At 57.5% G+C, this 14,297-nt stretch carries 15 protein-coding genes; 8 read left to right on the plus strand and 7 right to left on the minus strand.

Annotated features, from left to right (window positions below; translation table 11 throughout):
- Nucleotides 1-50: 50 nt before the first annotated feature.
- On the plus strand, nt 51-359 hold the full coding sequence (locus AC13DD_RS08310; RefSeq protein WP_202346477.1) for an antibiotic biosynthesis monooxygenase family protein: 309 nt from the start codon (nt 51-53) through the stop codon (nt 357-359).
- 76 nt (nt 360-435) lie between these two features.
- Nucleotides 436-2,697: a sensor domain-containing diguanylate cyclase gene (locus AC13DD_RS08315; RefSeq protein ID WP_482931051.1), complete on the plus strand. Its 2,262-nt coding sequence runs from the start codon at nt 436-438 to the stop codon at nt 2,695-2,697.
- Between the two features lie 4 nt (nt 2,698-2,701).
- On the opposite strand, the gene AC13DD_RS08320 is transcribed toward AC13DD_RS08315, so the two are convergent.
- The 5 genes from AC13DD_RS08320 to AC13DD_RS08340 form a co-directional block, all read right to left on the minus strand.
- Nucleotides 2,702-3,142 (minus strand): universal stress protein, encoded by a 441-nt coding sequence (locus tag AC13DD_RS08320; RefSeq protein ID WP_008177208.1) that lies wholly within the window; start codon nt 3,140-3,142, stop codon nt 2,702-2,704.
- Nucleotides 3,143-3,180: 38 nt separating this feature from the next.
- Nucleotides 3,181-4,464 carry a TRAP transporter large permease gene (locus AC13DD_RS08325; RefSeq protein ID WP_039882165.1) on the minus strand — a complete coding sequence of 428 codons (1,284 nt, stop codon included), beginning with the start codon at nt 4,462-4,464 and terminating at the stop codon, nt 3,181-3,183.
- A 35-nt stretch (nt 4,465-4,499) separates the two neighbouring features.
- A complete protein-coding gene (locus tag AC13DD_RS08330) occupies nt 4,500-5,093 on the minus strand; it encodes a TRAP transporter small permease (RefSeq protein ID WP_008177210.1) in 594 nt (197 codons plus the stop codon).
- Nucleotides 5,094-5,201: 108 nt separating this feature from the next.
- On the minus strand, nt 5,202-6,230 hold the full coding sequence (locus tag AC13DD_RS08335) for a TRAP transporter substrate-binding protein (protein WP_041645964.1): 1,029 nt from the start codon (nt 6,228-6,230) through the stop codon (nt 5,202-5,204).
- Between the two features lie 141 nt (nt 6,231-6,371).
- A complete protein-coding gene (locus tag AC13DD_RS08340) occupies nt 6,372-6,998 on the minus strand; it encodes a YqiA/YcfP family alpha/beta fold hydrolase (protein ID WP_014579187.1) in 627 nt (208 codons plus the stop codon).
- A gap of 53 nt (nt 6,999-7,051) precedes the next feature.
- Here AC13DD_RS08340 and AC13DD_RS08345 point away from each other — a divergent pair, with 53 nt between their 5' ends.
- Nucleotides 7,052-7,603, plus strand: coding sequence for a glutathione peroxidase (locus AC13DD_RS08345; protein WP_482931052.1), 552 nt, complete (start codon nt 7,052-7,054; stop codon nt 7,601-7,603).
- On the opposite strand, the gene AC13DD_RS08350 is transcribed toward AC13DD_RS08345, so the two are convergent.
- Together AC13DD_RS08350 and AC13DD_RS08355 are read right to left on the minus strand one after the other, a co-directional pair.
- A complete protein-coding gene (locus AC13DD_RS08350) occupies nt 7,600-8,607 on the minus strand; it encodes an LLM class flavin-dependent oxidoreductase (protein WP_008177218.1) in 1,008 nt (335 codons plus the stop codon). The genes AC13DD_RS08345 and AC13DD_RS08350 overlap by 4 nt on opposite strands.
- An 85-nt stretch (nt 8,608-8,692) precedes the next feature.
- Nucleotides 8,693-9,322: a metallophosphatase domain-containing protein gene (locus AC13DD_RS08355; RefSeq protein ID WP_257903045.1), complete on the minus strand. Its 630-nt coding sequence runs from the start codon at nt 9,320-9,322 to the stop codon at nt 8,693-8,695.
- A gap of 97 nt (nt 9,323-9,419) precedes the next feature.
- Here AC13DD_RS08355 and AC13DD_RS08360 point away from each other — a divergent pair, with 97 nt between their 5' ends.
- The 5 genes from AC13DD_RS08360 to AC13DD_RS08380 all read left to right on the plus strand — a co-directional run bounded on the left by AC13DD_RS08360 (nt 9,420) and on the right by AC13DD_RS08380 (nt 14,284).
- A complete protein-coding gene (locus AC13DD_RS08360; RefSeq protein WP_039882166.1) occupies nt 9,420-10,286 on the plus strand; it encodes an Nmad3 family putative nucleotide modification protein in 867 nt (288 codons plus the stop codon).
- Between the two features lie 69 nt (nt 10,287-10,355).
- The gene (locus AC13DD_RS08365) at nt 10,356-11,756 is read left to right on the plus strand and encodes an ethanolamine ammonia-lyase subunit EutB (protein ID WP_053113809.1); all 1,401 of its coding nucleotides are present in this window, start codon (nt 10,356-10,358) and stop codon (nt 11,754-11,756) included.
- Entirely contained in the window at nt 11,753-12,583 is an 831-nt protein-coding gene (gene eutC / locus AC13DD_RS08370) for an ethanolamine ammonia-lyase subunit EutC (protein WP_053113810.1), read from the plus strand. The genes AC13DD_RS08365 and eutC overlap by 4 nt, the downstream gene beginning before the upstream one ends.
- Nucleotides 12,584-12,620: 37 nt before the next feature.
- A complete protein-coding gene (locus AC13DD_RS08375; protein WP_014579194.1) occupies nt 12,621-13,376 on the plus strand; it encodes a putative 4-mercaptohistidine N1-methyltransferase in 756 nt (251 codons plus the stop codon).
- A 167-nt stretch (nt 13,377-13,543) separates the two neighbouring features.
- The gene (locus tag AC13DD_RS08380) at nt 13,544-14,284 is read left to right on the plus strand and encodes a ParA family protein (RefSeq protein ID WP_053113811.1); all 741 of its coding nucleotides are present in this window, start codon (nt 13,544-13,546) and stop codon (nt 14,282-14,284) included.
- Nucleotides 14,285-14,297 lie beyond the last annotated feature (13 nt).

Below are 14,297 nucleotides of genomic sequence, written 5' to 3' on the forward strand. Positions count from 1 at the left end.
CAATCACGGGATGCGCGACCGGATTGAACTGGCAGTCGCCGGGAGGTCTCATGAAGTTTATTTTCGAAGTGCATATCCGGGAAGGCCATACTGCCGAGGAATACGCGGATGCCTGGGTGAGAGCGAGCGAAATTATACAGCAGGCGCCCGGGGCCCGGGGTACTGAACTGCACCGCAAGATTGGCGACCCCAACACCCTGATTGCCATCGCCTCCTGGGAGAGCAAGGAACAGCGGGATGCCATGGAAGGGCAGCATAACCCTGAGGTGGCCGCTATCATTCGCAGTGCTGCGCCGTTTGTGGATATCAAACTGATTGGAGAGTTTGAGGACCCGGAATGGGTGGTGCAGCCGCAATGACATCAGCCCTCTGGATTTCGCAGGGACTGGGCTATAATCTGGTCTGATCGTTACAGAACGCAGGTTTGCCTTCCTGATGCCATCGATTAGCCTGCTACGCCTGATTACCGCGCTGCTCCTGGCCCTCTTGATGCCCGCTTTGGCCCATGCAGCATCGCAGCCGGTAACCCAGGGTTGGGAATACCGCTGGGGTGACTCACCTTTCACCGAAGACGGTATTCCAGAGTGGGTGTTGCAGGATGCACCTGGAAAATGGCAAAGCATTGGTTTCCCCTCCAATCCCCCCGGCCGTGAAGGACGTGAAAACGTCTGGTTCCGGGTAACCCTGCCAACCGGCGAGTGGCAGGAGCCTGTCCTCTACATCTTCAGTGTGGATCTGATCGTTCAGGTCTGGGTCAAGGGTGAAAAAATCTACCAATATGGGGAGTTTGATGCTCAGGGTAGGGGTCGGTTTGAGGGCTGGCCCTGGCATGAAATCGTTCTTCCCGAGAACTATGAAGGCAAGCCGGTGTATTTCCGGATCTTCTCCAACTACACGGATATCGGTCTGTGGGGTGAAGTCTCCATCATGGACCACCCGGATCTGGTGTTGTACATCCTCAAGAATTCCCTGGAAGCCCTGGTGATTGCAGGCTTCGCTACCCTGATTGCGCTGCTGGCGATCATTTTTGCGTTACTCCAGACGGAAAAGAAGACGTTTGCCAGTATTTCACTGTTCACCCTCGCTTCGGCTCTGATGCTGGTATCAGAAAGCCAGGCCAGTCTGCTGATTGCCTATCAGCCGTTGATGTGGGATTACCTGGCCGCCGGTTCCTACTACATGCTGCCGGTAGCGCTGGCGCTTCTGCTCGAACAATGGCTGACAAATCATCGCCCCTGGTTAATCAACCTGATCTGGAAGGTTCATCTGGTGTATCTCGTCGGTGCATTGCTCGGCGCGCTTGCTGGCGTGTTTGATCTGTCCTCGACATTCCCGCCATTCGATGCCCTGTTCCTTGTTTCTCTGGTTATCATTTTTGCCGTGGTGCTGCGTCGTATCCGTCGGATGTTGCGGGAACAACAGATATTGCTACTGGCCTTTGGCATTTTCTGTGGCTTGCTGATTGTAGATATGGCAGTTGCCCACGGGGTACTGCCCTGGGGACGGGTGCCGGTTAGCTGGGGTATGCTCCTGTTCTCACTGGCCGTGGTGGTTATCTCTCTGTGGCACTATGCGGGAACCCAGGAAGCGCTGAAGCGGTTGAACGTGTCTCTGGAGGAAAAGGTGGCTGAACGTACCGCCAAAGCAGAGGCACTGGCCCGGCGTGAGCAGGCACGGGTCCGGATGCTGACCTTCGAAAACGAGAAAAACAGGATTCTGGGCGACGTTCTTACCGAACTCCAGGACTGTCTGGGCCTGAAGCAGGCGTTCGGTCTGCTTGTACGGGCGCTCCCGGATATCTGCAGCCCACTGAAAGGCGCCTTCTATCAAAGGGGGTCAAGCGACCGGTACGATCGCGTCGCTGTCTGGGGATTCAGCCGGCCGGTCCCTCTGCCGGTGTTGCTGGACGCCCGCAAAGGTCTACCGGAACCCTCCAGGCTGCCGCAACTGAGACAGTGGCATGGCGCCGAAGGGGTGGATAGAGAAGTCGAGAGTGCCACGCTTTGCTTCTGGGTGAATGTGGAGTCAGCCAGCGCGGGTAACGTCACTGAAGGCATTCTGCTGCTGGAGGGGGATGGCGTTTTCGACAACGCAGAGAGCGAGTATGGTTCGGCCCGTCTTTTAGCGGCACTGGATCAGGCCATTCAGAGAATCAGTATTACTCTCTCCAGCATTGCTCTTCGGGAAGAGTTGCAGAAGTTTTCGTACGAGGATGGACTAACCGGGCTTAAAAACCGCCGCTACTTTGATCAGCTTTTCGAGCATGAGAGCGCTGTTGCACAGCGCAACGATCTTCCGCTGTCGCTGTTGATCATCGATATCGATCACTTCAAGAAGTTCAACGATACTTACGGTCATGAAGCTGGAGATAATGCCCTGAAAATAGTTGCGGGTATTCTCCAGAAACAGTTCCGTGAGAGTGATCTTGTTTGCCGCTATGGCGGTGAAGAGTTCGTGGTGGTGATGCCGGGAGCCACATCAGAAGCGGCAATGGATAAGGCAAGCCAGCTCAGTAGCGCAGTGAGGGACGTGGCGATCATTCATCGGGAGAAAGATCTTGGCGCACTGACAGTCTCGGTGGGTGTTGCCAGTTGGCCGGAAAGTGGCGAGAAACCGTTGCAGATTCTGACCCTGGCCGACAGGGCGCTCTACCGCGCCAAGGAAGCCGGCCGTAACAGGGTCGAAGTTTTTGGTTAGACGGTTAAACCACAAGAACCGGGCATTTCGCGTGAGATGCTACCCGATGCGAAACACTGCCCAGAAACAGGCCATCCTTGTCACTGTGCGTACCCTTGGTACCGATGACGATCAGATCCACCCCTTTGTCCTTGGCAAAATCGACAATGACCTTCGAAGGCTTGCCTGCTTTAACGAAGCCTCTGACGTTTTTGCCGCCGCGCTCCGCAGCCAGTTGTTTCGCGTGATTCACCACGTCCTTGGCGTACTCTGAAAGCACTTTATCCGGGATGTCCATTTCAGCCGGCCGTCCGATCGACAGGGATGCCTCAAAGAGGCTGTGATGCTTGTACACGCAAAGCAGGTAGATCTCTGCATCCGTCAGTTCTTGCAGCTCAATAGCCTTGCTCAAGGCCTCGAAGGAGGTCATTGAACCGTCTACTGCCACCAGAATCCGTTTGAACATGTCGCTCTCCTTTGTATTCACCCTCCAGGGTGGTCAGATCACCTGAAGGCCAGGTCGCGCAGGAACAATGCTATTTGCGGAAACGCAATCAAAAGCCCGGCAGCAGCTATCAGCATGAATACGAACGGCGGCGTGCCCCGAATAACCTCCAGATAGGGGCGCTTGAAAATCGCGATGGCAGTGAAGATGTCACAGCCGAACGGCGGTGTCGCCGAGCCGATGGCCACCTGCAGGGTGATCAGCACACCGACCAGGACCGGGTCCAGGCCTGAAGCCTGGATTGCTGGCGCGAAGATTGGTGTCAGCACCAGAATCACCACAATCGGATCCACGAACATGCAGGCAATAAAGAACGCGACACAGATGGTAATCATCACGCCAACCGGTCCCATGTCGCTGATCCCGACTGAATCCAGAATCGCCTGGGGAATCTGGGCAAAGGATATAATCCAGGAGAAGCCGGTGCCCACGGCGACCAGGATAAACACGACTGCGGTAATCAGGCCGGTGGACTTTGCAATCCGATAGATGTCAGCAAGCTTCAGTGATCGGAACACCACGAATTCCAGCAGGAAAGCGTAGAGCACGCAAACGGCCGCCGCCTCTGTCGGGCTGAAGATGCCACCGTAGATCCCGCCGACGATAATGACCGGGAAGAACAGCGGCCATAAGGCCTCCCGCATGGCCACGGCTCGCTGGCCCCAGGTGGACTTCTCCTCGGTGGGAAGCTTGTTGATATGGGCGTAGATCAGGCAATAGATCGAAAACATGAACAGAATCATGATGCCTGGCCCAATACCGGCAATGAACAGTTCCGCAATGGAGGTCTCGGAGATAACCCCGTAGATGATGAAACCGATGCTGGGCGGAATCAAAAAGGCGATGTCGCTGGAGTTGATAATCAGTGCCAGCGAAAACGAATCCGAATAGCCGGCTTTCAGCAGTTTTGGCCGCAGGGGGGAGCCAACAGCCACGACCGTGGCCTGGGTAGACCCGGACACAGCACCGAACAGGGTACAGGACGTGGCGGTACTGATGGCCAGACCGCCTTTTACGTGGCCGATGAACGCCATGACCATGTTGATCAGCCGGTCAGCAGACTGACCGCGGGTCATGATGTCCGCTGCCAGAATGAACATTGGGACCGCAATCAGCGAGGCGGGCCGGATACCGCCCATCATCTGCTGGACGAAGGTGCCCATCTGGCCGAAGCCATCGAACATCATTACAAAGCCGACCACCGCACCTGTGATCAGCGGAACCATCATCGGGAAGCCCAGCAGCAGCAACCCGATCATGATCAACATCATTATAGTTGCCATGATTTCCTATCCTTCCTTAACGTCAGCTGCAGGGTTCATACTTCCGATTCTGTATCCGCGTAGCCGTCGACAACCCCAGTGGAAAGATAAACATCCTTGCTGGTGAAGTTCTTGATGGCCGTCAGGAGGTACTGAATACCTGTAATGGCAAAACCGATCGGGACCCAGATATAAATCCACCAGATCTCAAAGCCCAGGGCGGGCAGAATACGCCCACGACTGTAAAGAGTTTCGATGTATCCGAAGGAGTGGTAGCAAAGAAAGAACATCACAAGAGACGTGAACAGGGCGATGATGATCATCAAAACCTTGCGGCCCTTGACTGGCAGTGCGTCGTAGATTGCGGACATCCGGATGTGCCTGCCGTGGCGGGCTGCATAGCCGATGCCGGCAAAGGTGATGAGTATAATCAGGATCCGGTTGATTTCACCTGAGAAAAAGAGGCCTTCACCGAATACATACCGCGCAATGACATTCACACAGGTATTGATTGCCATCAGGATGACGCCAGCGGCCAGCATGAACGCCTCGACCTTGGCAATGATTTCATCGATGGTCCCCAGAAATCCGGGCAGGCCGGACTCGTAGGTGCCGGTGTCGTCTTCAAGATCCGGGGAATTCTCGGACATGGGGTCTGCTCCAGAGCATGTCGCTCCCTGCCGGTAGGGAATCCCCGGCGGGGCGGGGTTAGCACAGCTGCCCGCCGGCCGGAGCCGGCGGGAGTGGTTCCTCTAGTCTTAGTTGTTCTGAACTGCTTCCAGGTCTGCTTTGAACTGGTTCAGCAGTTCTTCGCCACTGTCGCCAGTCATTTCGATGAACTTCTCTTCCACCTGGGGCGCACGGGCCTTGAAGGCTTCGATCTGTTCGTCGTTCAGACGGGTGACGGTGACTTCATCGCTGGCTTTCTGGATCTTGGCCAGGGCTTCGTCTGCCAGACCGTCGATGTGCACAATGATTTCTTCAAAGGCAAAGTCTGCAGCGTCCTGAACCAGTTTCTTGTCGGCGTCAGACAGGCCATTATAGAAATCCTGGTTGGCCATCATGGCAGTGGTGAACCAGCCGTGCTTGGTGAAGACCAGGTTCGGGGACACTTCATAAAGACCGCCGGACTCGATCCAGAAGATCGGGTTTTCCTGCCCCTGGATCATGTTGGTCTGCAGCGCACCATAGACTTCACCCCAGGGCAGCGGGGTCGGTGTCGCGCCGAAGGCAGAATAGGTTTCTGACAGAAGCGGGTTGGTCATGACCCGGATCTTCTTGTTGTTGAAGTCCTCGGGCTGGGTGACCGGCTCATCAACCGTTACAACCATTTCCCCTTCCGGATACATCTTGAGAAGCTCCAGACCCTTCTCTGCGTAAAGCTCCGGGAAGTCTTCATTGATGGCTTTACTGGTGCGGAAGAATTCGATCACCGTATCCATGTCGGTCGGCATCAGGTAAGGAATAAAGAAGATCTGCGCTTCCGGAATCAGCGAGCCTGTAAAGCCGGGCGACTGGTTAACAAAGTTCAGAATACCTGCCTGGGTTTGCTCCATGATGTCGTCAGACTCACCCAGCTCGCCGAAACGGTATACCTGCAGGGTGTGGTCAGAGTTATCCTCAATGTATTCCTTGAACTTGTAGGCGAATACGTCCTGAACGTCGCCTTCGTACTCTTCGTGCGCATAGCGCCAGTTAGCGGCGTTTACAGAGTTCGCCATGGTCATCGCAGCGAATGCGAACGCTGAAATTCCGGCCAGTTTCTTGAACTTACTCATGCTGCTCATCGGGTTTTCTCCGTTCGTTTTTTTGCTGAAATTTATTGTTACATTAATAAAGACTGGCAAAACAAAGTGGTTTTCGCAAGAAAATGGCCAAAACAATCGTTTCAGCAGAGATGGTTTTGATCGTTTCGCAAGTTCATGAAATCACGGTCGATTCATATCTGAAAGGCAGGTTTGAAGGAATTCGCGGAACTCACTGACGACCCGATCAAGACTGTTTTCCAGTCGGTGCCCATCCGGCAGGACCAGAATCGGAAGGCCCTGATCACGGGCCAGATCAAGCACCGGCGCTACCGGTACCACGTCGTCATCCCAACCATGAATGATCTGACGGTGGTCCGCCTGGATCAGCGGGCTGGATTGGGGATACCGGGCCATCGCCAGGGCTGGCGCCAGCATGAAGCATCCCAGAACAGGCGTTTCCGAGGATGTCTGGGCGCAGACCCAGCCCCCCATGCTCGAACCGGCAAGGATGGTGTTTTCCGGCTTGGCATTGCATTCAGCCATTGCCTCGCGCATCTGGGCCAGCCGTGTCGCTGGATCCCGGGTGCTGCTGTGATCAATCGCGTGGGCCTGAATGCCCGGAAAGGTTTCCGACTCGGCTTTCATGGCCTGGATCTTGGTGCTGCCAGGGCCGCTCTCCAGGCCGTGGGAAAGGAAGACGTGGATCGGGGTGTCTGTCATGATGAATGTTGCTCCGGTGCTGAACGCTTTAATCACCTGAATGATGAGCAGCAGGGCCTGCTCTGTCCACCGTGCTGGCTGAGCCATCGGTCCGGTTGCGGCGTATAAATGAAACTTAGTTGAACAGGGAATCCGGATCCATGAAACAGGTAAAACGAGGTCTGATAATCACCGCTTTGATTCTCGGTCTTTCAGGAGCGCAGGTAGCCATGGCGGACAGTTGTCCGGCGTTTCTCGATCATGAACAACGCAAGCTTCACTCAACAGACACGGTAAACCTGTGTGATCTCGCGGCTGGCAAACCCATGCTGGTGGTCAACACCGCCAGCCGTTGCGGATACACAGGGCAGTTCGAGGGGCTCGAGGCCCTGCACAAACAGTATTCGGAGAAAGGGCTGGTTGTGGTCGGCTTCGCCAGCGACGATTTCCGGCAGGAGGCAGATTCCGAAGCCGAGGCGGCCACCGTCTGTTTCAAGAACTTCGGAGTGACCTTCACCATGATCGCACCAGGAGCGGTGACCGGAGCCGAGGCCAACCCGGTGTTCCGGGCCATCAATGAGCAGAGCCAACCCCCGCGCTGGAACTTCACCAAGTATGTGATTGATCGTTCCGGCACGGTCGTCGACTCCTTTCCGAGCCGGGTGCGCCCACAGGATCCGGAGCTGATCGACGCGGTGGAATCTGTGCTTTAGGACAATGCCAGCCCGGCATTTCTGGTTTGGGCCAGGATGTCGAGCGCATGCCGGCGCGTCTCTGGGTCGTAGATATCCACCGTGAACATCAGTTCCTCGACCTCAATGTCCGAGAGAATGTGTCGCAGCTGTCTCCCGATGGTTTCGGCATCGCCAAGCAGTTGCAGACCCAGAAAATCCTTCACACTGGCTTTCTCGCCCGCGTTCCAGAGCCCGTCCATGCTGTTTACAGGCGGTTTCATCCACAGCGGTTGTCCGCGGAAGAGGGCGAGAATGCGCTGATAGCTGGTGGTAGCCAGAAACTCTGCCTCCTGAACGGAATCGGCCGGAACGGCTGGCAGGGCAAGCATGGCATAGGGCTGTTCAAGCGTTTCCGAGGGCTGGAAGTTGTCGCGGTAGACTCTGAGCGCTTCCCTGTAGAGCCGGGGTGCGAAATGTCCGGCGAAGGCATAGGGCAGACCGCGCATGGCGGCCAGCTGGGCGCTGTAAAGGCTTGATCCCAGCAGCCAGAGCGGCACATTGGTGCCCGCGCCGGGAATGGCCCTCACGGGCTGCCCTGGCTGCAGGGGGCCAAGCAGGGACTGAAGCCGGGCGACATCCTCAGGAAACTGTTCAGCACCCAGGCCGTCGCGCCTCAGGGCCCGCGCGGTCACCGGGTCAGTGCCCGGCGCGCGGCCCAGTCCAAGGTCAATCCGCCCCGGGTACAGACTCTCGAGTGTTCCGAATTGCTCGGCAATGACCAGTGGCGGGTGGTTGGGCAGCATGACACCACCGGAACCGACCCGAATAGACTTCGTTTTGCCTGCGATGTGTCCGATCAGGACAGACGTCGCGGAGCTGCTGATGCCTTCCATGTTGTGATGCTCGGCCAGCCAGAAGCGCTTGAAACCGAGTTTCTCGGCCCGTTGGGCATAGGCCACGCTGTTGGCAAGCGTGGTGCCTACCGAGTCGCCTTCGCGGACGGAGGCCAGTTCGAGCAGCGAGTAATCAGGACAGTCAGGCATGGAGCTCCCGCAGTAAAAGTGGAATTCGAGAGATAGAAAACATGGTGTCTGCCGGCGCCTGTTTCAAGATAAGCCGCGAACGGTGCTACAGATCGATCACAATCGGCGGGTTCAGCGGTTTGAAACTGCCGTTACAGGTGCTGGCGTTTACGCACAGGCAATCGCCAATCTGTTCTTCGCCGTGGCCTTCGTGAATATGGCCAAAGATATGGAGTTTCAGGGACAGTCTGGCGATTCGCTCGGCCAGGGCCTCACAGCCAGGGCGCACGATGCCAGAGGGAGACTCGATTCGGTCGAGAATACCCGCGGGAGGCCCGTGGGTGATAAGGACATCGGTGTCTCCGGGGATGCGGGCCCAGCGCTCGGCAATGGCATCGCCCCGTTCCAGATTGAATGCCCAGTTGAAGAACACTGGCGTCCATGGGCTGCCCCAGAACTTCAGGCCGGCAAGCTCCAACGGGCTGTCCTGCAAATAATGAGCGTTACGCACCAGTTCCCGGGCCTCTGCCGGTTCGTCCTGGAAACACCAGTCGTGGTTTCCGGCAATCAGTATCTTGTTGGTATGGGGCAGCTCCGAGAACCACTGGTCCAGATCCTCGAGTTCGTCCAGTGTGCCAACCCCGAGGGAATCCCCGGCGTGAATCAGCAGGTCGCCGTCCGGAACCTGGATCTGGCGGTGCATGCTGTGGGTGTCGGAGATGCAGACAATTCTCATGGTGTTGGCGGTTCCGGTCAGTGACATTCGCGCATTTTTGTTTTGTCTAAGATAGCATTTACCGCCCGTTCAGCCTTCATGCTTTTCGAGTAATGCCATGCGATTGATACTCAGCCGAAAAGGATTTGATTCTTCTGCCGGTGGATGTCCCAGCCCGGTCCTGCCGGATGGCTCGCTGTGCGTTTTGCCTATTCCTGATACCCGGTCCCGAATCCGCTATGACGATGTGGTTTTCGACAAACGCAGGCTCGGCAAGATTGCCCGGGATCTCACCGGTGGCCGAATCCGGGGTAGTCACGGTGCCCACCTGGATCCGGATCTGATAGCGGGTGCCTACCCCCGTGGAGAAGGCTGGCGACCTCTGCTGGGTCAGACTGGCTCAGCCCAGGGACACCTTCGCAATCAGGGAGTTGAGCCGGGAGATCTGTTTCTGTTCTTCGGCGTTTTTCGCCACGCCGAAATGCATAACCGGCGCTGGCGGTTTGTACCCGGATCCCGTCCGTTCCATGCCCTTTGGGGTTGGCTCCATATTGACCAGGTTCATACTGTTGACGAACTGGGTCCGGATGCCCTGCCATGGGCCCGGTATCATCCGCACCTCCACGGCGAGCCGGATCCAGGCAATACGCTCTACACGTCCTCACTGTCGTTTCCATTGGCAGGCGGCGCAGAGGTTTGGTCCGGCAGTGGCGTGTTTCCGAAGCTTCGCGAGGACCTGGTCCTGACCGCCCCGCAGAGCCGCCTGCCCACGCGGTGGCGCCTGCCCGCCGGGTTTTATCCCGGCGATAAACGGCCTCCCCTGAGCTATCACACCAGGCCGGACAGGTGGTGCCTGGAACCGCCCTGGTGCTATCTGTCTTGTGCTGCCAGGGGGCAGGAATTCGTGCTCGATCTCGACGCTTATCCCGAGCTGACGGACTGGCTCACGGGATTGCTCAGAACAGGGTCGCCCACCGAAAACTAACCGTGCTATTGATCTGCCCGGGTGATATTCACCTAAGATAGTAGGAGTTTGAACCTCAGGGAGAGGGCAATGTATCGGTACAGTCTGGGAAACCGGCGATGGCAGTTTGCAACGCTGGCAGAGTTAATGGCGAAGGCAACGCCCGCGCGCTCAGGTGACCGGCTGGCCGGCGTCATCGCCCATACCGCCGAGGAAAGGGTGGTGGCCCAGATGGCTCTGGCCGAGTTGCCCCTGAAGACCTTTCTGACTGAAGCCCTCGTCCCCTACGAGCAGGATGAGGTTACCCGGTTGATTCTCGACGACCACGATGTCGGGGCCTTTGAGCCGGTTTCCCACCTGACCGTGGGCGACTTCCGGAACTGGTTGCTGAGCGATCTGGCCACGCCCGAGATGCTGGTGCGCATCCGCGCCGGGATAACTCCGGAGATGGCGGCGGCTGTGTGCAAGATCATGCGCAACCAGGACCTGATCCTGGTCGCGCAGAAATGCCGGGTGCAAACCGCTTTCCGAAGCACCGTCGGCCTGCCGGGGCGGATGTCGACGCGGCTCCAGCCCAATCATCCCACGGATGATATAACAGGCATTGCCGCCAGCATCCTGGACGGGTTGCTGTATGGCAGCGGCGATGCGGTGATCGGAATCAATCCTGCCACGGACAACGTGGCCCAGAGTGTCCGGCTGCTGCAGTTGATGGATGAGGTGATCCGCAAGTACGAGATTCCCACCCAGTCCTGCGTACTGACCCATGTAACCAATACCCTGGAAGCCATCGAGAATCGGGCTCCGGTGGATCTGGTGTTCCAGTCCATTGGCGGCACCGAAGCCACGAACAGGAGTTTCGGATTTGATCTGGCCACCCTTGCCGAGGCCCGGGACGCAGCGCTGTCTCTAAACCGCGGCACAGTGGGTAAGAACGTGATGTATTTCGAAACCGGCCAGGGCAGCTCGCTGTCGGCCGATGCCCATCACGGTGTCGATCAGCAGACCTGCGAGGCCAGGGCGTACGCCGTGGCCCGCAAATTCGAGCCGCTTCTGGTGAATACCGTGGTCGGGTTTATCGGGCCGGAATACCTGTATGACGGCAAGGAGATCACGCGGGCCGGCCTGGAGGACCATTTTTGTGGCAAGTTGCTGGGCCTGCCAATGGGGTGTGATATCTGCTACACCAATCATGCCGAGGCCGATCAGAACGACATGGACAACCTGCTGACTTTATTGGGCGTGGCCGGCTGTAACTTCATCATGGGTATACCCGGCTCCGACGACATCATGCTGAACTATCAGACCACCTCGTTTCACGATGCCCTTTACGTTCGCCGGGTGCTCGACAAACGGCCGGCGCCGGAATTCGAACAGTGGCTCACCCGCATGCAGATTTTCCAGGATGGCGCGGGCAAGGTGCCCGCAGACGGGTTACCAGAAGCCTTCCGGAAAAGCCTGGCCAGTTTGCCCGGAGGGGTCGGATCATGACTGGCCAAAAGCCCTCAGTAATCGCCAACCCCTGGCGCCGGCTCTCAGCCTGGACCGATGCACGGATTGGTCTTGGCCGGGCCGGTATCAGCCTGCCCACGCATGAGATGCTGGCGTTTCAGCTCGCCCATGCCCAGGCAAGGGATGCGGTCCATCTGCCACTGGATACCTCAGCGTTGATGAAGGACCTGGCCGAACTGACCGAGCGGAGAAAAGCGTTATTGCCCCATGAGCCGGTTCATCTGCAAAGTCAGGCCAGCGACCGGATAACCTACCTGCAACGCCCGGATCTCGGGCGCAGGCTCAGCCAGAAATCCTGTGAGGCGCTGGACCGCCAGGGCCACACCGGTGATTCACCGGTCGACCTGGCTCTCGTGGTCGCAGACGGCTTGTCCTCCTATGGCGTACAGGAAAACGCCGTGGGGTTTCTCGAGGCGCTGCTGGCGAATCTTGAGGCCGATGATCAGACCTGGGAACTGGCGCCCCTGATCGTTGTCTCTCAGGGACGGGTTGCGATTGGTGATGATGTCGGTAACCGGCTTAACGCCCGATGTGTTGTGGTGCTGATTGGTGAGCGCCCCGGCCTGAGTTCTCCAGACAGCCTCGGGCTTTACCTGACCTGGGCGCCGGAGCCCGGACTGACTGACGCCAGCCGAAACTGCATATCCAATATCCGCCCGGCTGGGTTGTCGTTCGAAGAGGCGAGCCGGCGGCTCGGGTATTTGCTCAGGGAGGCTCGCCGTCAGGAGGTTTCCGGCGTACCTCTCAAGGATCGCTCGGAAGAGACGGTTATTGATCAGGGTATTGGCAACTTCCTGTTACGCTAGATGAAGCCGTTGAACCATTCAGGGTAGGAGAATTCTCTTGCAGCAAGCCGAGTACTATGAAAACGACACCACACTCGCCCAATACCTGGAATTTCACTTTGGCGAGCGGTGGCACGGAGAGGCCAACTTCCCCAAGGCGCTGGCGGATGCTGCCATGCATGCGATGGATGGCAGGCCCCTGGATCGTGCGCTGGATATTGGTTGTGCCGTGGGCCGCACCAGCCTTGAGTTGGCCCGCCATTTCCGGCACGTGGACGGCATTGATTTTTCCAGGGCGTTCGTCAACAAATGCCAGGAAGTCGCTCGCGACAGAAGGGTGCGTTATGCGCGCCCGGAGGAGGGGGAGCTGGTAACCTTTCAGGACCAGTCTCTTGCGTCCCTCGGGCTGGAGGAGGCCGCTGAGCGCGTGTCTTTTCATCAGGGCGACGCCTGCGATCTGCCATCGCAGTTCACCGGGTATGATCTGGTACTCGCAGGCAACCTGATCGACCGGTTGTACCAGCCATCTCTGTTTCTGGAGACCATTCATGAGCGGATTAACGAACTCGGGCTTCTGGTGATTGCCTCACCCTATACCTGGCTGGAAGAGTACACGCCGAAGGAACACTGGGTTGGCGGGTTCAAGAAGAACGGAGAAGATTTCTCGACATTCGACGGCCTCAAGGAGATGTTGGCGCCCCATTTCCGGCTGTTGTTCGAACCCTGGAGCCTGCCGTTTGTCATCAGGGAAACGAGAAACAAGTTCCAGCACAGCTTCTCCGAGCTGACCGTCTGGGAGAAAGTAAGCCAGTAAGGATGCGGGAATTTTGAGGATGGCCTGAAGGCTGTCATCAAACTGTCACCGGGAAAGCATAGCCTGAAAACTCATCAGGACGACATGCATTGTGTTGTGCATCGTGTGAATGCTTTAACCGGGGACTTCCCCGGTTTTTTTATGCCTGGATTAAGGGATCTGACAGGATGAGGACCATTGCGTTTTACAGTCTGAAGGGCGGTGTTGGCAAAACCGCCGCCGCCGTGAATATCGCCTATCTGGCCAGCCAGGCCGGCTATCCCACACTGCTCTGGGATCTTGACCCCCAGGGCGCCTCCAGCTGGTATCTGGCCGGGGCCGACAAAATCAAAGGGCACAAGTTATCGCAGCTGCTCAAGGGCAAGACGCCCATCGCCGAATTCATTCACGAAAGTGACTATGAAAACCTGGATTTCATCCCGTCTCACACCAGTTTCCGCAACCTGGATGTAAAGCTGGATCAGGAGGATGGCAGCAACCTGATCAAACAGTGGCTGGCGCCGCTGTCTGAAGAAACCAGTCTCGTGGTACTGGATTGCCCGCCGTCGCTTTCCAGGCTTTCCGAGCAGGTGCTGAAGGCGGCAGACGAGGTGTTCGTGCCGGTGATTCCCACCTGGCTGTCTCTCAACAGCTGGAAGCAATTGCTGGAGTTTGCCAAGGATAAGAAGTTGAAGCCGGGTAAGCTGCACCCGTTCTATTCCATGGCCGACCGGCGCAAAGGGCTGCACCGGGAGCTGATCAACGCGCAGGATGAGATTTTACCCAAAGGCCTGAAAACCATCATTCCGAACGCCAGCGTGGTGGAAAAGATGGGTGAGGAGGGCAGGCCGGTGGAACTGCTGGCGCCCGGCTCGGTGGCCGCCGACGCCTACCGCCGGTTGTGGAAGGAGATCAATCGCCTGCTCTGAGGCCCTCACCGCA

This window comes from Marinobacter sp. L-13 (assembly GCF_056857715.1).